Annotated in this window: 23 protein-coding genes; 16 read left to right on the top strand and 7 right to left on the bottom strand. The window is 72.0% G+C overall.

Features of this window, described 5'->3' with window-relative positions; all coding sequences use genetic code 11:
* Positions 1–8: 8 nt before the first annotated feature.
* The 4 genes from D6718_09835 to D6718_09820 are packed head-to-tail and all read right to left on the bottom strand — an operon-like array spanning position 9 to position 4,259.
* The gene (locus tag D6718_09835; GenBank protein RMG44616.1) at positions 9–1,217 is read right to left on the bottom strand and encodes an ABC transporter permease; all 1,209 of its coding nucleotides are present in this window, start codon (positions 1,215–1,217) and stop codon (positions 9–11) included.
* A complete protein-coding gene (locus tag D6718_09830) occupies positions 1,214–2,419 on the bottom strand; it encodes an ABC transporter permease (protein RMG44615.1) in 1,206 nt (401 codons plus the stop codon). Before D6718_09830 ends, D6718_09835 begins: the two co-directional genes overlap by 4 nt.
* Positions 2,416–3,102, bottom strand: coding sequence for an ABC transporter ATP-binding protein (locus D6718_09825; protein ID RMG44614.1), 687 nt, complete (start codon positions 3,100–3,102; stop codon positions 2,416–2,418). The genes D6718_09830 and D6718_09825 overlap by 4 nt, the downstream gene beginning before the upstream one ends.
* The gene (locus D6718_09820; GenBank protein RMG44613.1) at positions 3,099–4,259 is read right to left on the bottom strand and encodes an efflux RND transporter periplasmic adaptor subunit; all 1,161 of its coding nucleotides are present in this window, start codon (positions 4,257–4,259) and stop codon (positions 3,099–3,101) included. The genes D6718_09825 and D6718_09820 overlap by 4 nt, the downstream gene beginning before the upstream one ends.
* A gap of 205 nt (positions 4,260–4,464) precedes the next feature.
* Here D6718_09820 and D6718_09815 point away from each other — a divergent pair, with 205 nt between their 5' ends.
* From D6718_09815 to D6718_09775, 9 genes are all read left to right on the top strand, one after another.
* Positions 4,465–4,911: a 50S ribosomal protein L13 gene (locus D6718_09815; GenBank protein RMG44612.1), complete on the top strand. Its 447-nt coding sequence runs from the start codon at positions 4,465–4,467 to the stop codon at positions 4,909–4,911.
* A gap of 14 nt (positions 4,912–4,925) precedes the next feature.
* On the top strand, positions 4,926–5,315 hold the full coding sequence (locus tag D6718_09810; protein ID RMG44617.1) for a 30S ribosomal protein S9: 390 nt from the start codon (positions 4,926–4,928) through the stop codon (positions 5,313–5,315).
* Positions 5,316–5,384: 69 nt separating this feature from the next.
* Complete coding sequence (rpsB, locus tag D6718_09805) at positions 5,385–6,293, top strand: 30S ribosomal protein S2 (protein RMG44611.1); 909 nt, start codon at positions 5,385–5,387, stop codon at positions 6,291–6,293.
* A 44-nt stretch (positions 6,294–6,337) separates the two neighbouring features.
* Complete coding sequence (tsf, locus tag D6718_09800) at positions 6,338–6,934, top strand: translation elongation factor Ts (protein ID RMG44610.1); 597 nt, start codon at positions 6,338–6,340, stop codon at positions 6,932–6,934.
* A gap of 24 nt (positions 6,935–6,958) precedes the next feature.
* The gene (locus D6718_09795) at positions 6,959–7,720 is read left to right on the top strand and encodes a UMP kinase (GenBank protein RMG44609.1); all 762 of its coding nucleotides are present in this window, start codon (positions 6,959–6,961) and stop codon (positions 7,718–7,720) included.
* 4 nt (positions 7,721–7,724) lie between these two features.
* Positions 7,725–8,282, top strand: coding sequence for a ribosome recycling factor (locus tag D6718_09790; GenBank protein ID RMG44608.1), 558 nt, complete (start codon positions 7,725–7,727; stop codon positions 8,280–8,282).
* Entirely contained in the window at positions 8,282–9,517 is a 1,236-nt protein-coding gene (gene ispD / locus D6718_09785; GenBank protein RMG44607.1) for a 2-C-methyl-D-erythritol 4-phosphate cytidylyltransferase, read from the top strand. The genes D6718_09790 and ispD overlap by 1 nt, the downstream gene beginning before the upstream one ends.
* A 22-nt stretch (positions 9,518–9,539) precedes the next feature.
* Entirely contained in the window at positions 9,540–10,553 is a 1,014-nt protein-coding gene (gap, locus tag D6718_09780; GenBank protein RMG44606.1) for a type I glyceraldehyde-3-phosphate dehydrogenase, read from the top strand.
* Positions 10,554–10,689: 136 nt separating this feature from the next.
* Positions 10,690–11,577, top strand: coding sequence for a cation transporter (locus D6718_09775; GenBank protein RMG44605.1), 888 nt, complete (start codon positions 10,690–10,692; stop codon positions 11,575–11,577).
* 19 nt (positions 11,578–11,596) lie between these two features.
* On the opposite strand, the gene D6718_09770 is transcribed toward D6718_09775, so the two are convergent.
* Complete coding sequence (locus D6718_09770; protein RMG44604.1) at positions 11,597–12,115, bottom strand: XRE family transcriptional regulator; 519 nt, start codon at positions 12,113–12,115, stop codon at positions 11,597–11,599.
* Between the two features lie 240 nt (positions 12,116–12,355).
* Here D6718_09770 and D6718_09765 point away from each other — a divergent pair, with 240 nt between their 5' ends.
* From D6718_09765 to D6718_09740, 6 genes are all read left to right on the top strand, one after another.
* Positions 12,356–13,294 carry a radical SAM protein gene (locus tag D6718_09765; GenBank protein ID RMG44603.1) on the top strand — a complete coding sequence of 313 codons (939 nt, stop codon included), beginning with the start codon at positions 12,356–12,358 and terminating at the stop codon, positions 13,292–13,294.
* 9 nt (positions 13,295–13,303) lie between these two features.
* The gene (locus D6718_09760; protein ID RMG44602.1) at positions 13,304–14,011 is read left to right on the top strand and encodes a hypothetical protein; all 708 of its coding nucleotides are present in this window, start codon (positions 13,304–13,306) and stop codon (positions 14,009–14,011) included.
* A 15-nt stretch (positions 14,012–14,026) separates the two neighbouring features.
* Entirely contained in the window at positions 14,027–14,326 is a 300-nt protein-coding gene (locus D6718_09755) for a hypothetical protein (protein ID RMG44601.1), read from the top strand.
* 4 nt (positions 14,327–14,330) lie between these two features.
* Positions 14,331–14,780 (top strand): hypothetical protein, encoded by a 450-nt coding sequence (locus D6718_09750; protein ID RMG44600.1) that lies wholly within the window; start codon positions 14,331–14,333, stop codon positions 14,778–14,780.
* A gap of 4 nt (positions 14,781–14,784) precedes the next feature.
* Positions 14,785–15,702, top strand: a complete 918-nt coding sequence (locus D6718_09745; GenBank protein RMG44599.1) for an SDR family oxidoreductase — start codon at positions 14,785–14,787, stop codon at positions 15,700–15,702.
* A gap of 707 nt (positions 15,703–16,409) precedes the next feature.
* Positions 16,410–17,480, top strand: a complete 1,071-nt coding sequence (locus D6718_09740) for a hypothetical protein (protein RMG44598.1) — start codon at positions 16,410–16,412, stop codon at positions 17,478–17,480.
* An 87-nt stretch (positions 17,481–17,567) separates the two neighbouring features.
* Here the strand turns inward: D6718_09740 and D6718_09735 are convergent, their stop codons facing one another.
* Positions 17,568–19,406, bottom strand: a complete 1,839-nt coding sequence (locus D6718_09735) for a hypothetical protein (GenBank protein RMG44597.1) — start codon at positions 19,404–19,406, stop codon at positions 17,568–17,570.
* A gap of 16 nt (positions 19,407–19,422) precedes the next feature.
* Complete coding sequence (locus tag D6718_09730) at positions 19,423–21,783, bottom strand: hypothetical protein (protein RMG44596.1); 2,361 nt, start codon at positions 21,781–21,783, stop codon at positions 19,423–19,425.
* 327 nt (positions 21,784–22,110) lie between these two features.
* Here D6718_09730 and D6718_09725 point away from each other — a divergent pair, with 327 nt between their 5' ends.
* Positions 22,111–22,803 (top strand): cytochrome C, encoded by a 693-nt coding sequence (locus D6718_09725; GenBank protein RMG44595.1) that lies wholly within the window; start codon positions 22,111–22,113, stop codon positions 22,801–22,803.
* Positions 22,804–22,806 lie beyond the last annotated feature (3 nt).

The raw sequence follows: 22,806 nt of genomic DNA, 5'->3' as shown, positions 1-22,806 counted from the left end.
CGGCGCGGTCACGGCTCGCGCAGGGCGAGAATCGGATCGAGCCGGGCGGCGCGCCGGGCGGGGAGGATTCCGGCGGCGAGGCCGATCGCGACGGCGATCGCCTCGGCCAGCACGGCGAAGCTCCAGCGCGTGTGCACCGGCAGGCCGGGAAGCGCGAGCGCCAGCAGGCGTCCACCCCCGGCGCCGAGGACGAGTCCGGCGGCGCCTCCGATCGCGGCGAGGAGGATCGCCTCGCCGAGGAAGAGCCTGAGCACGTCGCCCCGCTCGGCCCCGAGCGCGCGCAGCAGGCCGATCTCGGGGGTCCGCTCGCCGACGGCGATCGTCATGATCGTCAGGATGCCGATGCCGCCCACGAGGAGGGAAATTCCGCCGAGAGCCCCGACGGCGAACTTCAGGACGTCGAGGATCGATCCGAGGACCTCCAGCATCTGCGTCTGGGTGGTGATCGTGAAGTCCTCCCTCCCGTGGCGGGCGACGAGCGTTCTCCGCAGGGAGGCGACGACCTCGTCCTCGGGGGCGCCGGGCCTGTAGAGCACGTCGATCTCCATCAACCCCTCGCGGTCGAACATCTCCAGGGCGCGGGCCGCGGGGATGTAGACGGCGTCGTCGAGGTCGAACCCGAGCACCTGGCCCTTCGATTCCATCACCCCGGCGACGCGGTAGCGTTCCCCCCCGATGCGGATGCGTCGTCCCAGCGGGTTCGCCGCCCCGAACAGCTCGTCGCGGACCTTCGCCCCCAGCACGGCGAGCGCCCGCGGGGCGCTGGGGTCGTCCTCCGGCAGAAAGCGCCCGGCGGCGACGCGGAAGCGGTAGACCGAGGGCATCTCCGGGCCCACGCCGAGCACCATCGTGCGCCGCGTGCGCCCGTTCCCCTCGACCGCCGCGTTGCCCTGCACCACCGGAACGACCCCGTCGACGTACGGAAGGCGCCGCAGCGCCAGGGCGTCGTCGAGGCTCAGCGGGCGCACAGTCCCGATCAGCGCCCCCGACACGCCGAAGGTCGTCGTCTTGCCCGGGTTGACCGCGATGAGCGTCGTGCCGAACTGGGTGAACTCGCTGAGCACGTAGCGCTGCACGCCCTCCCCGATCGACGTGAGCAGGACCACCGCGGCGACGCCGACCGCGATGCCGAGGGCGGTGAGGCCGGAGCGCAGCCGGTGGGCGCGCACCGCGCCGAGGGCCAAGGCGGCGAGATCGACGGTGCGGGGACCGTTCATCGCCGGCCCAGCGCCGCGACGGGATCGAGCGCCGCCGCCCGGCGCGCCGGCGCGACCCCGAACAGAAGGCCCGCCGCCAAGGCGATCCCGGCCGCCGCGGCGGGCGCCCAGACGGGAGGGACCGTGTCGAGGATCGGATAGAGGCGGTGCACGAGCGCTGCACCGGCGTAGCCCAGCGCGGTGCCCGCGGCGGCGCCGAGAAGCGACAGGGCCGCGGCCTCGGCGAGGAACAGCCGCAGGATCTGGCCCGGCGGGGAGCCGAGCGCCTTGAGCAGGCCGACTTCCTCGGTCCGCTGGGTGACGGAGACGAGCATGACGTTCATCACCAGCACGCCGGCGACGGCCAGGCTGACGGCGGCGATGCCGGCCACCGCGAGCGTCATCGTCCGCAGGATCCGGTCGAACGTCGCCAGCACCGCGTCCTGGGTGATCACCGTCACGTCGTCCTCGCCGTCGTGCCGCTCCCGGATGATCTCGACCACCGCCCGGCGGGCCGCCGGGATCGCGTCGCGCCCGCGCGCCTCGACGAGGATGCGGAACAGGGACGAGGTGTCGAACAGCGACAGCGCCGAAGCGACCGGGATGACCACCATCTCGTCGAGGTCGAGGCCCAGGGCGCGGCCGGAGGAGGCGAGCACGCCGATCACGCGGTAGCGCCGGTCGCCGATCCTGATCCATCGCCCGAGGGGGTTTTCTCCCCGAAAGAGTTCGCGCCGCACCGTCCCGCCGATCACCGCGACCGCGGACGGGCGGTGGGGGTCGCGCGGCGGCAGGAACCGTCCCGAGGCCATCCTCAGCCTCCGGATCGGCGCGAAGTCCGCCGTCGATCCGATGATCGTCACCTCCCGCTCGTAGGGGCCGTGGGACACCGGCGCCGCGCCGACGGCGATCGGCGCGACGCGCCGGACGGCCCGCGAGCGCAGCAGGGCGAGCGCGTCGTCGATCGTCAGGTCGCGCGGCACCTCCCCGAGGATCGGCGGCGGGCCGCCGGTCGTCTCCGAACGCCCCGGCAGGACGATCAGCAGGTGCGTGCCCAGCGCGGCGAACTGCCCGGTGACGTAGCGCCGCGCCGCCTCCCCCAGGCCGGTGAGGACCACCACCGAGGCCACGCCGATCGCCATCGCGAGCAGGGTGAGGCCGGACCGGAGGCGCGCCCCCCCGAGGCTGCCGAGCGTGAACCGCGCCAGGTCCGCCGCCGTCACTCGGCCGTCTCCCTCGGCCGGTCCTCGACGATCCGGCCGTCCATCAGGCGGATGCAGCGGCGGGCACGCCCGCCGATCTCCGGGTCGTGGGTCACCACCACCAGCGTGATGCCGCGCGCGTTGAGCTCCTCGAGCAACTCGAGCACCTCGAATCCGGAGGCGCGGTCGAGGTTGCCCGTGGGCTCGTCGGCGAGGAGCAGCTCCGGTTCCATCACGGTGGCGCGCGCGATGGCCACCCGCTGCCGCTGCCCCCCGGAGAGCTGATCGGGGCGGTGGTTCGCGCGGTCGGCGAGTCCGAACGCCTCGATCGCCCGCTCCACGCGCCGCCTCCGCTCGGCGGCCGGGACACCGGCCAGAAGCAGCGGCAGCTCGACGTTCTGGGCCGCCGTCATCCGCGGGACGAGGTGGAAGAACTGGAACACGAACCCCACCCGCTCCCGCCGCACCCGCGCCTGCTCGGCTTCGCCCAGACTGCCCACGTCGCGGCCGCCCAGCCGGTACCGGCCCGAAGTGGGGCGGTCGAGCAGGCCGAGGATGTGCAGGAGAGTCGACTTGCCGGAGCCGGACGGCCCCATCACCGACACGTACTCGCCGGAGGCGATCGTCAGGTCGACCTCCTTGAGGGCGTCGACGAACTGGTCGCCGACGCGGAAGCGCCGGCCGACACCGGTGAGCTCGATCACGGCTCCGGCCCGACGATCCGCTCCACCGCCACGCGCGCTCCCGCCGCCACACCCTCGCGATCGAGCGAGACGACGACCAGCTCTCCCTCGCGCAGCCCGTCGCGGATCTCCGTCCACCGCCAGTTCGCGATACCGGTCCGCACCTCGCGCGCGGCGAGCCGGCCACCCTCGACGACGAGGACGCGCCGGCCGTCGACGAGGGCGTCGGTGGGCACGCGCAGGACGTCCTCGCGGGAGTCGAGGAGGATCTCGACGTCGGCGCTGTAGCCGGGCATCAGGCCGGGGGCGGCCTGCGGGTCGTCGAGTTCGACCTCGACCTCGACGGTGCGGGCCTGCTTTTCCACGTCCAGCACGTACGGTGCGACCCGCCGCACGTGCCCGGGGAAGCTCCGGCCGGGGTAGGCGTCGAGGGTGACCTCCGCCCGCTGCCCGGCGGCCACGCGCGGGGCGTCCACCTCGTCCAGCGGCGCGGCGACGTACAGGCAGTTCTCCTCGATCAGATCGACCGCCGGTGGGGTCGGGATGCCGGGCGGGGAGGGGGTGACGAACTCGCCCAGCTCCCCGTTCACCTCGGCCACCACGCCGTCGAACGGGGCGCGCAGGATCGTGCGCGCCACGGCGGCGCGCGCGGCGGCGATCCGGGCCCGGGCCGACTCCGCCTGCGCCCGGGCGGCGGCGCACGCCGCGCGGGCGGTGTCGCGTTCGGTCAGCGCGCGGTCGAGCCGGCCCTCGCCGGCCACGTCGTCGCGCGCGAGCCTTTCGGTCCGGGCCGCCTCGCGCTCGGCGAACGCCGCGCGCGCGCAGAGCCGCTCGGCGTTCGCGGCGGCGGCGCGCGCCTCGGCTTCGGCGATCGCCGCCTCCGCCTCGACATCGTCGTTCCACAGCTCGAGCAGCAGGTCGCCCTTCTCGACACGGTCGCCCCGGTGCACCGGCAAGCGCGCGATGCGGCCCCCGATCTGGGGGGCCAGGCGCGCCCGCCGGCACGCCTTCACCGTCCCGGCGCGGGTGTTGGCCACCGAGGCGACGACCGTGCCGCGGTCGACGCGGGCGGCGACGACGGGAACCGGACGCGGGCGGGCGGCCCAGCGGAGGGCGGCGGCTCCCGCGGCGAGGAGGCCGGCGGCGACGGCGAGGCGGAGGAGGGTACGGCGCGACACGGCGCGTCTCCGGAGGACGGGCGGCCTATGGTAGCCCCGCGAAGCCCGGGCGGGGCGAGCCGTTCGGGCGGCCGCCGGCTTGACACCCGGGGGGCCCGGCGGTAGTCTCTCCCGGCCTCGCGCACGACGGGTGTCGTGCGCCCGCGTCGTCTACGCGCCGAGGCCCCTTGTCCCTGGCCGGCGTCCAGGGTGAAGCGAAGGCGAGATGAAGACCTACGTGCCGTCTCCCGGAGAGATTCCGCGCCGCTGGTGGCTGGTGGACGCCGACGGCGTCCCGCTCGGCCGCCTCGCCAGCATCGTCGCCCACCGGCTTCGCGGCAAGCACAAGCCGCAGTACACGCCGTACCTCGACTGCGGCGACCACGTGGTGGTCGTCAACGCGGCGAAGGTCCGGCTCACCGGGCGGAAGCTGGACCAGAAGGTCTACCGCCGGCACAGCGGCCACCCGGGCGGCCTGAAGGAGATCGTCGCCCGGCGGCTGCTCGCCACGCGGCCCGAGCGTGCGATCGAACTGGCCGTGAAGCGGATGCTGCCGAAGACGCGGCTGGGCCGGAAGATGTTCACCAAGCTGAAGGTGTACGCCGGGCCGGAGCACCGGCATCAGGCGCAGAAGCCGGAACCGCTGCCGATCGACGGCCGCGGCCGGGTCTGAGGAGCGCGATGGGCGTGGCGGAGCAGTACTACGGCACGGGGCGACGCAAGACCGCGGTGGCGCGGGTCTACCTGCGCCCGGGAACGGGCCAGATCCGGGTCAACAAGCGCGGCTTCGAGGAGTACTTTCCGCAGCCGACCCTGCGGCTGATGATCGAGCAGCCGCTGGCGGTGACGGAGACGAAAGGCAAGTTCGACATCATCGCCAACATCACCGGCGGCGGCCTGTCAGGCCAAGCCGGCGCCTTGCGCCTCGGCATCGCCCGGGCGCTCGTCGCCAGCGATCCGGAACTCCGTCCCAAGCTGAAGGCGGAGGGACTGCTGACGCGGGACGCGCGCGAGGTCGAGCGCAAGAAATACGGCCAGAGGGGAGCCAGGGCCCGCTTCCAGTTCTCGAAGCGGTAAACGCTCCGCTGGCGTCAACCCAAGGCGGCGCGGCGCCGCCCTCGCCGGCCGCCTGACCCGGAGGGTTTCGTGGAAACCTCTTTCGACGTGTCGTTGCGCGACCTCCTCGAGGCCGGCGCCCACTTCGGTCACCAGAAGTCCCGTTGGAATCCCCGCATGAGGCCCTACGTGTTCGGCCTCCGTGGCGGCGTGTACATCATCGACCTGCAGAAGACGGTCGTGATGCTGAAGGAGGCGCTGACCTTCCTCAACGAGCTGGCCGCGCAGGGCAAGCTGATCCTCTTCGTCGGCACGAAGCGGCAGGCGCAGGAGATCGTCGAGCGCGAGGCGAAGCGCTGCGAGATGTTCTACATCACCAAGCGGTGGCTCGGCGGCCTGCTGACGAACTGGCAGACGGTGAAGAAGTCGATCGACCGGCTTCGCGAGCTGGACAACGTGGAGTCGGACGAGCGGTTCGCGCACCTGACGAAGAAGGAACGGCTGCGGCTGACCAAGCAGCGCGCGCGCCTGTCGGCGGTCCTCGGGGGCATCAAGGAGATCGGGCGGCGGCCCGACGCGCTGTTCGTGGTGGACGCGCGGCGCGAGGCGATCGCGGTGGCCGAGGCGAACAAGCTCGGCATCCCCGTCGTCGCGATCGTGGACACCGACTCCGATCCGACCGTGATCGACTACCCGATTCCGGCCAACGACGACGCGATGCGGTCGATCGACCTCCTCGTCACCCGCGTGGCCGACGCCATCCTCGACGGTCGCGCGCGGTGGCGGGCGGCCCGCCCGGAGCGGGCGGCTCGCACGGGGCGGCGCCGCGCCCCGGCCAGGCGGGAGCCGCCCCGCGAGATCGAGGTGCCGGCCGGCGCGGAGCCGGGCAAGGCCGCCGGCGCCCGCGAGGCGGCCGCGGGCGGTGAGGGAGCCGCCCCCGCGCCGTCGGAGACGCCTCCGGAGACCGCGCCGGCTGCCCCGCCGGCCAACGACGCCTGAGCGGCCGGGCCGGATCGAGAACGAACGCCGGGAGGGACGAGACGATGGCGGTGACGGCGCAGGACGTGGCGAAGCTCCGCGCGATGACCGGCGCGGGCATGATGGATTGCAAGCAGGCGCTCACGGCGGCCGGTGGCGACTTCGACAAGGCGGTCGAGGAGCTGCGGAAGCGGGGCCTGTCGAAGGCGGCCAAGAAGGCGGGCCGCGAGACGAAGGAAGGGATCGTCTCCGCCTACATCCACCCCGGCGGGCGCGTCGGCGTCCTGCTCGAGGTCAACTGCGAGACCGACTTCGTCGCGCGCACCGATGACTTCAAGTCCCTCGTGCACGACCTCGCCATGCAGATCGCGGCGGCGGCGCCTCAGTTCGTCTCGCGCGAGCAGGTGACGCCGGAGGTCCTCGACAAGGAACGGGAGATCTACCGCGAGCAGCTCAAGGACCAGGGCAAGCCCGAGCACATCGTCGAGAAGATCATCGAGGGGAAGCTCGGCAAGTTCTACGAAGAGGTCTGCCTGCTCGAGCAGCCGTTCATCAAGGATCCCGACAAGAAGGTCAGCCAGGTGATTCAGGAGGCGATCGCGAAGCTCGGCGAGAACATCCAGGTCGCCCGCTTCGCCCGCTTCGAGCTGGGACGGGGATGATCTCCGCCCGGGGGCGGTGCTGACATGGCTGACGAGGAGCCGAAATACCGGCGCATCCTGCTCAAGCTGAGCGGCGAGGCGCTGCTGGGCGACAAGCCGTTCGGCATCGACCCCGGGACCGTCCAGCGGATCGCGCGGGAGATCGCCGACGTCCACGCGCTCGGGGTCCAGATCGGCGTCGTCGTCGGCGGCGGGAACATCTTCCGCGGCGTCTCGGAGGCCGCGCGCGGCGGTGTCGACCGGGTGACCGGCGACCAGATGGGCATGCTCGCCACCGTCATCAACGCCTTGGCGTTCCAGGACGCGCTCGAGGCGGCGGGGCTCGACACCCGCGTGCTCTGCGCGGTGGAGATGCAGAAGGTCGCCGAGCCGTTCATCCGGCGGCGGGCGATCCGCCACCTGGAGAAGGGCCGGGTCGTCATCCTCGCCGCCGGCACCGGCAACCCCTACTTCACCACCGACACCGCCGCCGCCCTCCGCGCCATGGAGCTGCGGGCCGAGGTGCTGCTGAAGGCGACCAAGGTGGACGGCGTGTACGACAAGGATCCCGAGCGACACCGGGACGCGAAGATGATCCCGGAGCTGACCTACCAGCAGGTGCTCACGGAGCGTCTCGGCGTCATGGACGCCACCGCGGTGACGCTGTGCCGCGACAACCGCATGCCGATCGTCGTCTTCAGTCTGAGGCGACCGGGCAACATCCGGGCGATCGTCCTCGGGCGGCGCATCGGCTCCATCGTCCGCGAGGGCGCGCCCGGCACGGTTGCCCGGCCGGCGGAGGAGTGAGGAGATGCTCGAGGAGCTGTTCGCGTCGACCGGCAAACGCATGGACCAGACCATCGAGGCGATCCGGCGCGACCTGGCCCAGCTTCGCACCGGCCGGGCGAGCACCGCGATCCTCGAGGGGGTCAGCGTCGACTACTACGGGCAGAAGACCCCGCTCCACCAGGTCTGCAAGCTCTCCGTTCCCGATCCGAGCCTCATCGTCGCCCAGCCGTTCGACCCGTCGCTGATCGGCGAAATCGAGAAGGCCATCCTGGCGGCCGATCTCGGGCTGAACCCGTCGAACGACGGGAAGGTCGTCCGGATCCCGATCCCGCCGCTCACCGAGGAACGGCGCAAGCAGCTCGCCAAGCGCGTCGGGCAGATCGCGGAGGAGGGGCGCAACGCCATCCGCCACATCCGGCGCGACGCCAACGAGCGCATCAAGAAGGCGGAGAAGGACGGCGAGCTGTCGCAGGACGACGCCCGCCGCGGGCTCGAGAAGATCCAGAAGCTGACCGACGAGCACATCAAGGCCATCGACGACCTCGCCAAGGCGAAGGAGAAGGAGCTCCTGGAGTTCTGATGGCGTCACCCCTGGCGGCGATCCTGCTCGCCGGCGGCGCGGGGCGCCGGCTGGGAGCCGGGTGCCCCAAGGCGCTGGTGCCGCTGGCGGGGCGGCCGCTGGTGCGTTGGTCGGCGGAGGCGCTCGCCGGCACGCCCGGCCTCTCGCGCCTGATCGTCGTCTACCCGGCCGGCTCGCCGGAGCGCGTCTGGCGCGACGCCCTGGCGGGCCTTGCCGTTCCGTGCGAGTGGGCGGAGGGCGGACCCCGGCGACGCGACTCGGTGGCCGCCGGTCTGCGGCTCGCCGGCGACGGGACCGTGCTCGTCCACGACGCGGCCCGGCCCCTCGTGACCGTCCCGCTCGTCGAGCGGGTCGCCCGCGCCGCGGAGCGCGCCGGGGCCGCGGTGCCCGCCGTCCCGGTGCCGGACGCCCTCGTGCGCGAGCGGGACGGCCGCGTGGAGGCGGAGATCGAGCGCGGCCGACTGCGCGCCGTCCAGACGCCGCAGGGGTTCGACGCGCCGCTCCTCCGGCGCTGCCACGACGCCGCGCCCGGCGATTGGGACGCCCCCGACGACGGCGCCGTCGTGCGCCGCTGCGGCCACGAGGTGGCCCTGGTGCCTGGCGATCCGGAGAACCTGAAGATCACCTGGCCCGCGGATCTCGCCCGCGCCGAGGCGATCCTGGCGGCGCGGGGGGGAGGGCCGGGCTCCGAGCGGGCCGGCATCGGCTGGGACGTGCATCCGATCGCGGAGGGGCGTCCTTTCCGCCTCGCCGGCGTCACCGTCGATCCCTCCAGGGGCCCCGCCGGCCACAGCGACGGCGACCCGCTCGCGCACGCGGTCGCCGACGCGCTGCTCGGAGCCGCGGCCCTGGGCGACGTCGGCGAGCTGTTTCCCGACGACGATCCGGCGTGCGCAGGGATGGCGGGCGACGAACTCCTCCGGCGGACGGTTCGCCACCTCGCCGGCGCGGGCTGGCGGCCGGTCCAGGTCGACGCCGTCCTCGTGCTCGACCGGCCGAAACGGGCGCCGGCGAGAGACCGGATCCGGCAGGCCCTGGCGGCCGCGCTCGGCCTGGCCCCGGAGGCGGTCTCGGTCAAGGCGAAACGCACCGAGGGACTGGGAGCGCTGGCCGGCGGGGCCGGGGTCGCCTGCCACGCGCTGGCGCGGATCGCCCCGGCGCGCCCCGCCCCTCCGGCGGCGGACGCGGCCGGCGGGGAGGAGGGCCGCGCGCCGCGGGCCGGCGATCCGGCATAGCCGCCGCCGGCGAGGAGGTTTCATGGCGAAGGTTCGCGTGGGAATCAACGGGTTCGGCAGGATCGGGCGGTGCACCTTCAAGCAGCTGGCGGCCCGCGGCGACGTCGAGATCGCCGGCGTGAACGACCTCGCCGACCCGGACGATCTGGCCTACCTGCTCAAGTACGACTCGGTCCACGGCTGGTACAAGAGCAAGGTCTGGCACGACAACGGCGTCCTCCACGTCGACGAGCGTTCCGTGCCGATCCTCGCCCACCGCGACCCCCGATCGATCCCGTGGGGCGATCTCGGCGCCCAGGTGGTCATCGAGGCGACCGGGGTGTTCCGCCGGAGGGCGGCGGCGGCGGGTCATCTCGAGGCCGGCGCGCGGTACGTCGTCATCTCCGCCCCCTCCGACGACGCCGACGGCACTTTCGTCCTGGGTGTGAACGACGACCGCCTCGATCCCGCCCGGCACCGCGTCCTGTCGATGGCCTCCTGCACGACGAACTGTGTCGCCCCGCCGCTGGCCGTCCTGGACGAGGCCTTCGGAGTGGAGGAGGCGATGTTCACCACGGTGCACGCCTACACGGCGAGCCAGTCGCTGATGGATCGTCCGATCCGGAAGCGGCGCCGCGGCCGGGCGGCGGCCCTGTCGATCGTTCCCACCACGACCGGCGCGGCGCGCGCGGTGGAGCGCGTCCTCCCGCAGCTCGAGGGGAAGATCGACGGGATGGCGATGCGGGTGCCGGTCCCCGACGGTTCGGTGACCGATCTCGTCGTCCGCCTGCGCTCGCCGGCCACCGTCGAGGCGGTGCACGACCACCTCGAGGAGGCGGCCCGCGGGCCGCGCCTCGAGGGCATCCTCCGGGTCACGCGGGAGGAGCTGGTCTCCCGCGACATCGTCGGCGATCCGCACTCCTCGATCGTCGACGCGACCAGCACGCGCCTTTTGAACGGCCGCCTGCTCAAGCTGGTCGTCTGGTACGACAACGAGTGGGGCTACTCGGCCAGGCTGGTCGACCTCGCGGTGCGGCTGGGGGCCTTCGCGGCCTGAGCCCGACGGGACGGTCCCCGGCGGGACCGCCCGGCAGGCGCCTCCGGCCGCCGCCGCGCGTCCCCGTTCGGCGGACGCGCCGAAAGGGCGCGATTCACGCCGGGAGGGCTGGTACGATCCGCGGGGATCGAGAGCGATGAGACCCTCCCCGGCGACCCGGACGCTCTATCGCGCGGCGGAGCGCGCGGCCCTGCTCGGTCTCGGCGTGAACTTCCTCCTGGGAGTCCTCAAGCTCGGGGCCGGGCTGACGCTGTCCTCCTACGCGCTCCTCGCCGACGCGGTGAACTCCCTCGGGGACACCGTCACCTCCGCGGCGGTGCTCGCTGCCCTCCGCGTGGCGCAGCGGCCGGGCGATGCGGAGCACCCGTACGGCCACACGCGCGCCGAAGCGGTCGCGGGCGCGAACGTCGCGCTGCTGGTGATCCTCTCGGCGGCGGCCCTCGGCTGGAACGCGCTGCGGCGCATCGGCCAAGAGCCGCCGGAGGTCCCGGCGTGGGCGCTGCTCCTGGCGGGCGCGAACGTCGTGGTGAAAGAGGCGCTCTACCGCTACAAGTCGGCGCTCGGACGGCGCGCCGGATCGATGGCCCTTCTGGCCAACGCCTGGGACCACCGGGCCGACGCCTTCAGCGCCTTGGCCGTTTTGGTCGGGCTGGCGGCCGTCCGCTGGCTGGGGGTTCCCTGGGCCGACGAGCTGGCGGCGCTGGTGGTCGTGGCGGCCGTCGTCTGGTCGGCGGGAGAGCTTCTGTGGCGGGCCGCCAGCGAGCTCCTCGACCGCCAGGCCGACCCGGAGCTGGTGCGGCAGGTCGAGCGGGTCGCGCTCGAGGATCCGGGGGTCCGCGGCGTCGAGACGCTGTGGCTCCGCAAGTCCGGCCTGGAGTACTTCGCCGACATCCACGTCGAGGTCGACCCGGGGCTGACCGTCGCCCAGGGCCATGCCATCGCGCACCGGGTGCGCGACCGCATCCACGAGCGCCATCCGCGGGTCCGCTACGTCATGGTCCACGTCGAGCCGCACGAGCCGTGACGGGACCGGGCGGCCCCCGTCAACGCCCGCCCGCCGATTCCGGTGCCTGCTCGGTCGAGGCGAGCCGGAGCAGCGAGCGGAGGAGCACCTTGAGGGCCGAGACGACCTGGTGGTCGTCGCTGTGGAGCAGGAAGTTCGTCGCGCGCAGGAGTTCCAGCTGCTCGGTCGAGTAGTGCTCGTCGTTCCCCTCCGGCCGCCGGCCGCGTCCCGCCACGAGCTGCTCGAGGATGCAGCGCCCGCTCAGGCTCACCGGGCAGCGCTCGGGGCGGTCCTCTCCGGGACCGGCTTCGAAGAGATGGGCGACGTCCAGCCCGAGCGCCGAGGAGAGGCGCGCCAGGGTCCTGAGGGACGGGGCGGCGCGGTCGTTCTCCAGCCGCGACAGGTAGGAAACGGAGATCCCGGCCGCCGACGCGACCTCCTGCTGCGTGAGGCCCGCCTCCAGCCGGAGGCGGAGGAGCTTCTTGCCGAGGCTCACGTGGCACCCCCCCTGCGGGCGCCCGGCCGCGTTCCCCGCAGGCCCGGCACCCCGCCGCAATATACGACGGCCCGCCGGCGAGGGGGCCGAGCGCTGGCCGGAAGGCCCCGCCGGGACGGTCTCGGCGTGAAAAACCGCGGAGATTTATGGATTATTTAGCAAGGCGCGAGGAAACGAGGGTTTGATTCGGGGACGGTCTCGCCGTACTTAGTGAGCCACGAGGTCCTGGGCGGACGGGGGCCGCCGGGAAGGGGAGTGCGCCTCAGCCGACCCCCTCGCCGCGGTCCATCGGAGGACGCCGACGTGATCGATCCCGAACTGTCGAAGATCGAAAGGACGCTGCGCGAGATCCCGTTCCCCACGCGCTTCGCCGTCGAGATTTGCGCCGAGTGCAACCTCGCGTGCTCGATGTGCCATCACCCGTTCATGCGGCGGCCCAAGGGGAACATGCCCTTCGAGCTGTGGAAGCGCTGCGCGGACCAGATCGCGGCCATCGCACCCAAGACCGCCTGTTGGTTCTCGTTTTGCGGCGAGCCGCTGCTCGAGCCGGAGCGGCTGATGCGCATGCTCCGGTACGGCAAGGAGGTCGGCCTCCAGTCGCTCAACGTCAACACCAACGGGATGCTCCTCACGCCGGACGTCGCCGGTCCGCTCCTCGACACGGGCGTCGATCTGATCGTCATCGGCATCGACGGCTTCTCGGCCGAGGTCTACTCGAAGCTGCGCTGCGGGGGAGACCGCGACGTCGTCTACGCCAACACCGAGGCGCTGCTGAAGATCCGCGACGCCAAGAACGCTCCCACCGAGATCCAGGTGCAGTTCATCGAGATGGACGAGAACGAGCACGAGCTGGAGCAGTTCAGCCGCTACTGGCTCGAGCGCGGCGCGACGCTCAAGGTGAGGAACAAGCTGAGCTGGGGCGGGAAGTTCGAAACGCCGGTCTGCGTGCCGTTCGAGGAGCGCATTCCGTGCCCGTGGGCGATGACGATGATGCACGTCTTCTGGGACGGCCGCGTTCCCCGCTGCCCCGGCGACACCGAGGGGGAGGAGGGCGTCGGCAACGCCTGGGACGAGCCGCTGGCCACGCTCTGGGCGCGGCTGGGCAAGTACCGCCGGCTCCATCTCGAGCACCGCTTCTCCGAGCTGCCGGAGCGCTGTCAGAGCTGCAAGGACTGGATGACGGGCGCCGCCAAGCGGATCCGGCCCGAGGCCGCCGCGGACGGCCGCCGGGCCCAGGCCTGAGGCGGTGCCATGAGGACGCTGTACCTGTGCGGGGGCGGCAACCCTGAAGGTGTCCGCCTCGCGCTGCGCGTGAACGAGGTCGAGAAGCGCTGGGACCGGATCGTGCTGCTCGACGACGATCCCGCCAAGCACGGGCGCGAGTTCATGGGGGTTCCGTGCATCGGCGGGTTCGGCGTTCTCGCGGAGGCCGATCCGAAGCGCTCGTGGGTGGCCAATCTCGTGGCGCGGACGACCGTCCGGCGCTGGCGGGCGAGAAACAAGATCGCCTCCTACGGCCTGCCGTTCGCCCGCCTCGTCGACCCGGAGGTGGACACGAGCGGCGCGGAGCTGGCGACCGACGTGATCGTCTACCGCTATGCGACCATCGGCCCCGAGGCGCGCATCGCCGACGGATGCTGCGTGTTCATGGGGGCGGTGGTCGGACACGAGGCGATCCTCGAGCGCGGCTGCGTGGTGGCCCCGAACGCCGCCATCAACGCCCGCGTGCACCTGGGGGAGGGGGTCTACGTCGGCTCTTGCGCCGCCATCCTGCCGGAGGTGGAGATCGGCGCTTGGGCTACCGTCGGCGCCTGCTCGATGGTGGTCCAGCGGATCGAGGCCGGGGAGACGGTGATGGGCGTCCCCGGCCGCGCGCTCAAGCTGCGGGCCAAGGTGCCGCCCGATCTCGGCACGCCGCAGCCGGAGCCGGCGGGGCGCGGTGAGTCCCAGGAGCGGTGACCAGGAGCGACCTCGATGGAAACGACGCAGACGAGCGAGATCGAGCGGGCCATCTACGCAGCGATCGACGAAGCGACGCGGGAGCCGGTCGAGCCGGGCGGGCCCGGCCGGACACCCGATACGGTCCTGGTGGGCGACGATCCGCTGCTCGACTCGATGACGTTCGTGATGTTCGCCCTCAACCTGGAGAAGGAACTCGATCGCCGCTACGGCGAGACGATCAGCGTGATGGATCTGATCGCCGCCGGCGAGCAACTGACGGTCGAGGCCCTCGCGCGCCGCATCGCCCGCCGCCTGGGCCCGCGCGGGGAGTGACCGGGTGGTGCGCGACGGCGCGGGAGCGGCGGGGCACTCGCCGGACCTTCCCGTCCCCGGCCCCGTCGACCGCGCGTTCTTCGGACCGGATGCCCGCTTCCACCACGTCGGCCTCGCCGTGGAGCGCCTGCCGGATCTCGTGCCGGAGGAGGCGATCACGCCCAACCGCACCGAGGGGGTGCGGATGGCGTTCGTCCGCGTCGGCGGGGCACTGCTGGAGCTCCTCGAGCCGCTGGGCGAGCGCTCCCCGATCGCCCGTTCGCTGGCGGAAGGGAGGAAGCTGCTCCACGTCTGCTTCGAGGTCGGCGACCTGGAGAGCGCGCTGGAGACCTGCCGGCCGGAGGGATTCCACCGGATCTCGCCGGTGCGGGCCGTGCCGGAGTTCGGAGGGCGGCGTATCGTCTGGGTGCTGAGCCGGGAGTACGGGCTCGTCGAGCTGATCGAGCGGGGCTGAAGGCATGGGACCGATCCTGATCACCGGGTCCGAGGGGCTGGTCGGTCGAGGGCTGCGGCGGGTCCTGGAGGCGCAAGGCGTTCCGGTGAGGCGGTACGACCTGCGCGGTCCGGAACGGTGCGACGTGCTCGACCGCGACCGGCTCCTCCGGGCGGCCGAAGGCTGTGCTGGGATCGTGCACCTCGCCGGTGTCAGCCGCGTCGTGTGGGGCCAGCGCGCTCCCCGGAACTGCCTGCGGCAGAACGTCCTCGGGACGCGCCGCGTCCTCGACGCGGCGCTGCGGTCCCCCTCGCGGCCCTTCGTCCTGTTCGCCAGCAGCCGGGAGGTCTACGGCCGATCCCGCCACCTTCCGGCCACCGAAGACGCGCCGCTCGCACCGGTCAACGTCTACGGCCGGTCGAAGCTGATCGCCGAGCGAGACGTCCTGGCCGCCTGCCGCCTCGGCCTCCGGACGGCGGTCGTCCGACTGTCCAACGTCTACGGCGACGTGGACGATCATCCGGACCGGGTCGTCCCGGCCTTCGCCCGCACCGCGGCGGAGGGAGGGACGATCCGGATCTGCGGCCGGTCGAATTGCTTCGACTTCACGCACGTGGAGGACGCCGCGCGCGGCGTCGTCGCCCTCGTCCACCTGCTTCTGGACGGCGAGCGAGGCCTTCCGCACGTCCACCTGCTCACCGGACGGCCGACCACGCTCGGTCGCCTGGCTGCGCTCGCCGCCGCGAACGCGGCCCCGGGGCTGACGGTGGTCGACGCACCTCCGCGGCGGTTCGACGTCGAGCGGTTCTTCGGCGACCCGCGGCGCGCCGAGCGGATCCTCGGGTGGCGCGCGCGGATCACGGTGGAGGAGGGGATGGTCCGGCTCGTGCGAGAGTTCGCCGAGAGGGCGGCCGGCGCCGGCCGGACGGCGCGTGCCGTCTGAGGCGATACGCTCCTGGGCCGGATCGCCCGGAAACACCGTAGCGAAACGCCGCATCAGACCGCTCGATGGCCCGCACGAAACCCGAGCGGTCCGCGGCAAGGCTTCGGAGGTGCACCCTCAATGGTGCGAAACGCTCCGCAACTCAACGGCAGGTAGAGACTCCGGGACGATCTCGCGGCCACGCGGCCGCCCGAGGTCATAACCTCCGAGTGCTCAATGGTTTCGGTGCGAGAACGCACCATCGGGGAAGCACCCCTCCAAGGCTTTCGAAACAGGGCCGGCCACGCCGCACCGAGCGCGGCCCAACCGATCGCCGGGCAGTTCGGGGAAACGATCCACTCGCGGGAGGGCCGGTGACGAGCGGGAGGAAGCCGGCCGCCGCACCGCCGATCGCGCCGCCCCGAGTCCCGTCGCGGCATTCGTCGCCCCCGCTGCGCGCAAGGCCCTCGCCGCGTCGGCCGCTTTCGCGTGCGTGATCCGCCCGGATCAGATCCTTGACCGCCATCACGGACGGCCGTGATCGAACGCACCGGCGCGCGGGCAGGCGTGCTCCGAGCTGACTAGACTCGTTTCCTCTGCGGTGGGAGACGACGCGAGTCGACGCGCGTCGGGCCCGCACGTGGCGCGCCGGCCCGCACCGCAGATCCACGTTCCCCTGCCCTCTGCAAGGCCCGCGGCACGCCGGCAGCGGCGTGCGCGGAGGGCACGTGCGTGCGAGGGCGGTGCGGTCGCGCGGCGCCGAAGGAGGCGGCATGCGACGCATCGAGGGGAAGCGGGAGCGTCCGGCGCGGAGCGCCGGCGACCGTTGGTTCGTGTTCTGGGCCGCGCTTCTGGTCGCCGCGGGCGCGACCGGAGCGGCTCTGGCGTATCAGACCTATTCGGAGAACCGTGACGCGACGAACTGCCGCGCCTGTCACGGAGATTTCCGCAGCAACCACTACATCTCGAACACCGACGGCCAGGACTGGGGCAATCTCCACAACATCCACCGCTACGACATGCTGGACGGCGAGTGCGACGCCTGCCACAAGGGGGGCAAGTTCCCCGTCCGGATCGGCGAGTCGAGCGGGGTGGCGAACCTCCCGCCCTACGGATGCTCGGGATGCCACGGCCGCGCCGAGGACGGGTCCGGAACGGGCACCCAGGGGTTCGGCGCCGGGCTGCGCCAGCATCACTGGCGCGCAGGGGTGACCGAGTGCGGCCTGTGCCATCCGGACGCCGATCCCGCCTCGTACACGCCCGTCGGTGAAACGGTCCTGCCGCCGTACTACGGAAAGCCGGGATGGCCGAGGATCCCGAAGGACCCGTGCAACCCGCCGCCCGACTACACCGAGAACAAGGCGGGAGCGCTCGAGGGACTCGACAACGACGGCGACCTGTCCTACGACACCGCCGATCCGGACTGCGGGCCCTCGGCGACACCGGGAGAGGTGTCGGGAGGCTCGCTGGCGCAGATGACGGCGGAACGGCTCGCCTCCGGCGCGATCCACATCACCTACGCGCCCGCCTGCGCCGCCACCGACAACGTGATCGAGTACGGACCGCTCGATCAGGTGGCCAGCTACGCCTACAGCGGGCAGGAGTGCGCGATCGGCAACTCCGGGAGCTACGACTGGATGCCGCCGTCCTCGCCGGCGTCGCTCTTCTTCGTGGTGGTCGCCAACGACGGCTCGGTCGAGGGCTCCTACGGGGTGGACAGCGGCGGCGCCGAACGCCCGGAAGACACCTCCAGCACGCTCTGCCCGTTCCCGCAGGACCTGGCCAACCGCTGCGATTGACGATTCGCCGGGCCGCCCCCGGGCACGGGGCCGGGGGCGGCGCCGCCGGCGGGGGCCCGAGGACGGGGCCCCCGCCGCGGCCGCTCCTCAGGCGTAGCTGTGGAGCCCGACGATCACGAAGTTCACCGCGATCCAGTTGAACAGCATCACGGCGCATCCGACGATCGCGAGGATCGCCGTCCAGAACGCCTTGTCCTTCACCTTCAGCCGCACGTGCAGGAGGATGAGGAAGACGATCCAGGTGTTGAGGGCGAAGACCTCCTTGGGGTCCCAGCCCCAGGGACGCCCCCAGGACACGTCGGCCCACACCGCCCCGAGGATCGTCCCCACCCACAGGGCGAGGAACGCCACCTCGAGGAAGATCATCGTCGCGCCGTCGAGGCTCTTCGCCAGGCCCACGTTCAGCGCCTCGCCGGGCCGGATGCGGCGGCCGAGGATGAGGGAGGCCGCTCCCCCCTCGACGGCCACGGTGGCGCTGCCCCCGCTGCCGGCCCACACCTCCCGCAGGCGGGAGGAAGTGCTGAACGTCATCGCGAACCGCAGCCCGAGGTAGAGGAGCGCGGTCACCGCCGCGAAGAAGATCAGGGCGTAGGAGGCGATGACGATGTTCGTGTGGATGTAGAGCCAGATCGTCCGGTCGAGCACCGGCATCAGCACGCCGATGTCGGAGTCGAGAGCGACCGGCATGAAGTTGGCGACCATCATCGCCGTCATCGCGTAGGCCGACGCTCCGAGGGCGGGGAGGTTCTTCACCGGCCAGCGCCGCAGGACCAGCTCCATCACCAGGGCCGCCGCGCCGCCGAACCAGGCGGAAGCGGTGATCGCCTCGAACATGTTCGCGTTGGGGATCCGTCCGGCGAGGTACCAGCGCAGGCCGATGGAGAGCGTGTGCAGCAGGAACGCGGCCACGAACAGCAGGAGCCCCACCGCCCTCGCCCAGCGGAACCCGTAAGCGGTGGCCATCAGCAGGAAGGGGAGGGCGAGGAAGTAGAGGATCCACGTCTGCGTCAGCTTGTTGTTGCGGTAGTACCAGTGCTCCCACGCCCGGCGCCGCTCCGACGGGTAAAGCGACGGTTCCACGGAGGCGAGCGTTTCGGCGAGCGTTCGGATCGACTCGTTCGCCTTGGCGGCGTCCTGGAAGCGCCACGCCTCGGCCAGCCCTGTCCAGGCCTCGCGCAGCTTCGCGGCCACCTCCTCCGGCAACCCGGGGACCCCGCCGCCGGAGCGCATCCCGGCGTGGGCGGGGATGTCGGGCATTTGCGGGCGCTCGATCGCGTCGATCGAGTACCACGGATCCAGCGGCGTGCCGCCCGGGGGCGGAATCACGCGGAAGATCGAGCGCAGGACGCGGGCGTCCGCCAGGGCGCGGGCATCTTCGAGCTTCTGGACCTCCTTGTTCGCGCGCATGAGGTCCCGCTGCAGCTCGGAGAGGACGTCACGCACGACGGGGTGGTCGAGGAACATCAGCGACACGAACCCCGTCTCCTCGATGCGGTCCAGCTCCGGATCGGAGATCGGCCCCGTCCGCTCGTCGCGGGAGGTGACGCTGCGGATCTTCTGCACGAGCTGCTGCCGGAACGGCTTCTTTCGGATGTAGACGATGTTCGTGCCGGCGTAGTGCTCCGGGACCAGCATCAGGTCGAGGAACACCAGCACCGGATCGAGCTTCCTCATCGCCCGGGAGCTGTTGACGTACTTCAGCTTCTCGCGGGCGAGGGAGTCGACCGTCTTCAGCCGGCCGCCGTCCTGGACGGCCGCCAGCCGGATCGGATCGAGGTCGAGCGCGGCGGCGAACGACTTGCTCACGGAGAGCTCGATCGCCGGCTCGCCGGCGGCGAGGAGCGGCGAGATCCCGGCCGCGGCGAGGCTCGCCGCGAGCAGGAGGGCGCCGCCGGTGCGGGGGAATCTACGCTTCTGGTTGCTCATGGCGCGTCTCCTCGGGTCACGCGTCCGACCGGCTCGTCGAGCCGCCGACGGCCACCGGTTCGAGCTCCGGTTCGGGGGCCGGCGCCGCGGGCGCCGCGACGGCTTCGGCCGCGCGCCTCCGGCGGAGCAGGATCGGCTTGATGTAGAAGGCCCAGAAGGTGCCGAAAACGGTGAGCAGGCTCCCCCAGAGCATGATCGCGACGCCGTGCCGATTGCCGACACCGAGCCCCGTGTAGTTCATGCCGGCGTAGTTGGCCTGGGGAACGGGCGGATCCCAGGTGCTCTGGAAGAACCACCAGCCGCGGTAGGCGGTCGGCTGGTTGCTGCGGATCTCCTTGATGTCGGACCAGCCGCCGTCCTCGCGGAAGCGGACCAGGCTGATGTAGTCCCGCTCCCGCGTTCCGCCGGTGTACGTTTCGAGCTGGAACGCCTCCAGCGCCACCGGCGCGGGGAGGGGCAGCGTGCGGCGGGAGAAGAGCAGCTCGATGGCCCGGCCGTCGGGGAGCGTCACCCGCTGCGGGAAGAACCCGGCCCGGCTGGGATGCGCGTAGTGGCTGTAGCGCACCCAATAGCGCTCGGCGCCCTGCGGGCCCGCGATCTCGACCTGCACCGCGGCGTACGCCATGCCGGCCTTCCGGTCGCGCTCGCGCCACGGAATCACCACCGGCCGCAGCACCTTCCTCGCCTTCTCGCTGACCGCCGCGATCGTCACCTGGAGATCGTCGAAGGGGAACACCACCGGCACGCCCAGCTTCGCCGGCCTGTGAGTCACCTGGCCGGCGCCGTCGACGACGATCGCGTGCAGCCCGACGGGCCCGGCGACCAGCGTGAGGCCGGGCAAGGAGAGGTTCTCCACCTCGATGCGGATCGAATCGTCGAGGATTCGGCCCGCCTGGTGTCCGCTCTCGTCGATGTCCTGCGAGAGTTCGACCTGGGGCGTCACGACCGCCCGGAGGAAGCTGCGGTCGCCCTTCGTCACGCGGACGAGCACCATCGACGCCACGCCGCCCTCCTCGCCGGCCAGCGTCCAGTGCGGCTGCACCTCCAGGACCTGGAGCTTGTACCCGGTTCCCGGAACCGCCACCGCCCGTTCCTGGGCATCGGCGAGGCGAATCCGCCGCGTCACGTGCCGCTCGGGGACCGAGACGACGAGCGTCGACGGGCCGGGAGCGATCAATCGGTCGAGCTCCTCCTGCGACTCGATCCACTTGAAGGAGACGTCGAGCAGTTGGCGCCCCACCTGGACGTGATGCGGATGCGGCGCGTCGGCGTGGAGCGTTCCGCTCGCATTGGTGTTGCCGATGTGGAGCGCGAAGCGCATGAGAGGGTGGAACTCGTCGCCGCCCGGCTCCCACCGCTCCTCGAGATGCGCGAACGGCAGGAACCCGGTCACGCGGACCCGCGTGCCCTCACCGAGCAGTCGTGCCGCCGGAGAGGCGTCCACCGGGATTTCCAGGCGGCGCAGCGGGTGCTCCTCGCCGGGCGGGACGACCACGTCCGCCGCGGCGAGCGCGTATTCGTTGTAGTGCGGCAGGCCGGGAACCGGAAGTTCGATCCACGCATCGTCCCCGGCGCCCGCCGGCCGCACGTGGATCGCAGCGGTGTCCCGCAGGTAGATCCGGTCGGCGGGGGCGTACCTCAGCTCGACCTCGACGTCCTTGTCGACGAGCTTCTCGCCGGTCACCTTGACCGCCCGCCCGCGGCCCGGGAGGACATCCTCCGTGTATTGCGGGTAGCCCACCAGGAGCTGCCGGATGAAGGGATGGGCATCCCCCTCCAGCGGCTGGAAGAAGAGCTGCGCCGCGTAGGTCTCCTTGCCGGCGTCGTCGCCGGAGCGGAGCCGGTAGTGCGGATTGAGGTCGGCCACCTGCACGCGGTAGGCCTTGCCCTCGCCGCGGACGGTCACCGCTTCCCCGGGGCGCAACGTCATCGCCGCGGGAGAACCGCCGGGGAGGGTGATGACGGCCTGGCGCCGGTACACGAGGACGTCGCCCTCGCGCTTCATGCCGAAGTAATAGACGGTGCCGAGCACCACCACGAGGATCCCGCCGTGGGTGAGCCACAGGCCCAGGTGCGGCAGATCGAGGCGGACCTTCCTCACGGTGGCCACCACGAGCGAAAGGCACATCAGGGCCAGCAGCACGTGGAACGGCCACCAGTTGAACCACTCCATCTCCGTCTTTTCGAACGATTGCCGGACGAACCAGTCGGAGAAGGGGGCGAAGCCCGCGGATCCGATCCAGCAGTAGATCAGGATCGCGGTCATGATGACGATGCCGAACGTGAGGCTGCCGACCGCGTCGAGGATGCGATCGAGCGCGCCCCGCGGGGCCGCGGCGGCCGCGCCGCCGGGTCGATTCGGATTCCTGATGGACATGAGGAAACCTCTCTTCGAGGTGTGTCGTATGGGGGGTGCCTCAAACCGGGCTGGAAGGGTTGGTTTTACCTTCCGCTCCCGGCTGGGGCAAACGGCCCCGGACCCCTGGGCCGGGGGGCCCTCGCCGCCGTCCCGGCCGGTCGAAAAAAGTGTATAACTAATTAGGATTATGTGACCATTTAGTAGTATAATTCCCGGCGCAGAGGAACGGGGAAAGGAACGCCCGCGGGCCAGCCGGAAACGGTTTGGCGTTCCTTTCCCAACTCAAGGTCCAACTCGTAATCCGTGCTCGGCCCCGGGGCCGGGCACCGGGAGGGCGAAACCACCATGAGAACCCCCAAGCTGCTGTACGCCGCTTGTGCCCTTGCGTTGCTCGTCGCGCCGGCGGCGCTCGCCAACGGGTCCGGCAACGGCATCGTCGGCAGCCCGCACGACTTCTCGGCGGAGTCGTGGAACTTCCGCCAGGAGATCTGCCGGGTCTGCCACGTGCCGCACGACCACGGCCGGGACATCGGCCTCGTCGGCCTGCTGTGGAACCACGCGCTGCCGAACCATGCCTACACCATGTACTCGTCGGACACGCTCGACGGCGCGATCGATGCCGAGCCGACCGGCATCAGCAAGATGTGCCTCGGCTGCCACGACGGCACGGTCGCCATCGACGAGTTCGACAAGAACATCGGAAGCGGCGGCACGCTCTACATCCAGGACGAGGATCCGGATGCCCGGATCCCGAACGTCCCGGGCGGTGAGGGCACCGACCTGCGGGCCACGCACCCGCTGTCGATCGTCTACGACGAGAACGCGGATCCCGGCCTGCACCCGAAGACCGATCCGATGGGGACCTCCGGGACGATCGCCGACGTCCTCCAGAACGGCAAGGTCCAGTGCAGCTCGTGCCACGACGTGCACGACAGCCCGGGCGAGGCGGTGCCGAACACGCACCTCCTTCGCGTCGCGCAGACCACCAATCAGGGCGGGAGCCCGTCCGGTCTGTGCCTGACCTGCCACGCGAAGTAGCCT

The sequence above is a fragment of the Acidobacteriota bacterium genome, assembly GCA_003696075.1.
Lineage (GTDB): Bacteria > Acidobacteriota > Polarisedimenticolia > J045 > J045 > J045.
This window is presented reverse-complemented; position numbering and strand designations above follow the sequence as displayed.

Coding starts and splice junctions, on each gene's coding strand:
- D6718_09760 (RMG44602.1), top strand. CDS start 13,304: ATGAGGACGCTGTACCTGTGCGGGGGCGGCAACCCTGAAGGTGTCCGC.
- D6718_09755 (RMG44601.1), top strand. CDS start 14,027: ATGGAAACGACGCAGACGAGCGAGATCGAGCGGGCCATCTACGCAGCG.
- D6718_09735 (RMG44597.1), bottom strand. CDS start 19,406: ATGAGCAACCAGAAGCGTAGATTCCCCCGCACCGGCGGCGCCCTCCTG.
- D6718_09790 (RMG44608.1), top strand. CDS start 7,725: ATGCTCGAGGAGCTGTTCGCGTCGACCGGCAAACGCATGGACCAGACC.
- D6718_09745 (RMG44599.1), top strand. CDS start 14,785: ATGGGACCGATCCTGATCACCGGGTCCGAGGGGCTGGTCGGTCGAGGG.
- D6718_09775 (RMG44605.1), top strand. CDS start 10,690: ATGAGACCCTCCCCGGCGACCCGGACGCTCTATCGCGCGGCGGAGCGC.
- D6718_09730 (RMG44596.1), bottom strand. CDS start 21,783: ATGTCCATCAGGAATCCGAATCGACCCGGCGGCGCGGCCGCCGCGGCC.
- gap (RMG44606.1), top strand. CDS start 9,540: ATGGCGAAGGTTCGCGTGGGAATCAACGGGTTCGGCAGGATCGGGCGG.
- D6718_09815 (RMG44612.1), top strand. CDS start 4,465: ATGAAGACCTACGTGCCGTCTCCCGGAGAGATTCCGCGCCGCTGGTGG.
- D6718_09725 (RMG44595.1), top strand. CDS start 22,111: ATGAGAACCCCCAAGCTGCTGTACGCCGCTTGTGCCCTTGCGTTGCTC.
- D6718_09795 (RMG44609.1), top strand. CDS start 6,959: ATGGCTGACGAGGAGCCGAAATACCGGCGCATCCTGCTCAAGCTGAGC.
- tsf (RMG44610.1), top strand. CDS start 6,338: ATGGCGGTGACGGCGCAGGACGTGGCGAAGCTCCGCGCGATGACCGGC.
- D6718_09835 (RMG44616.1), bottom strand. CDS start 1,217: ATGAACGGTCCCCGCACCGTCGATCTCGCCGCCTTGGCCCTCGGCGCG.
- ispD (RMG44607.1), top strand. CDS start 8,282: ATGGCGTCACCCCTGGCGGCGATCCTGCTCGCCGGCGGCGCGGGGCGC.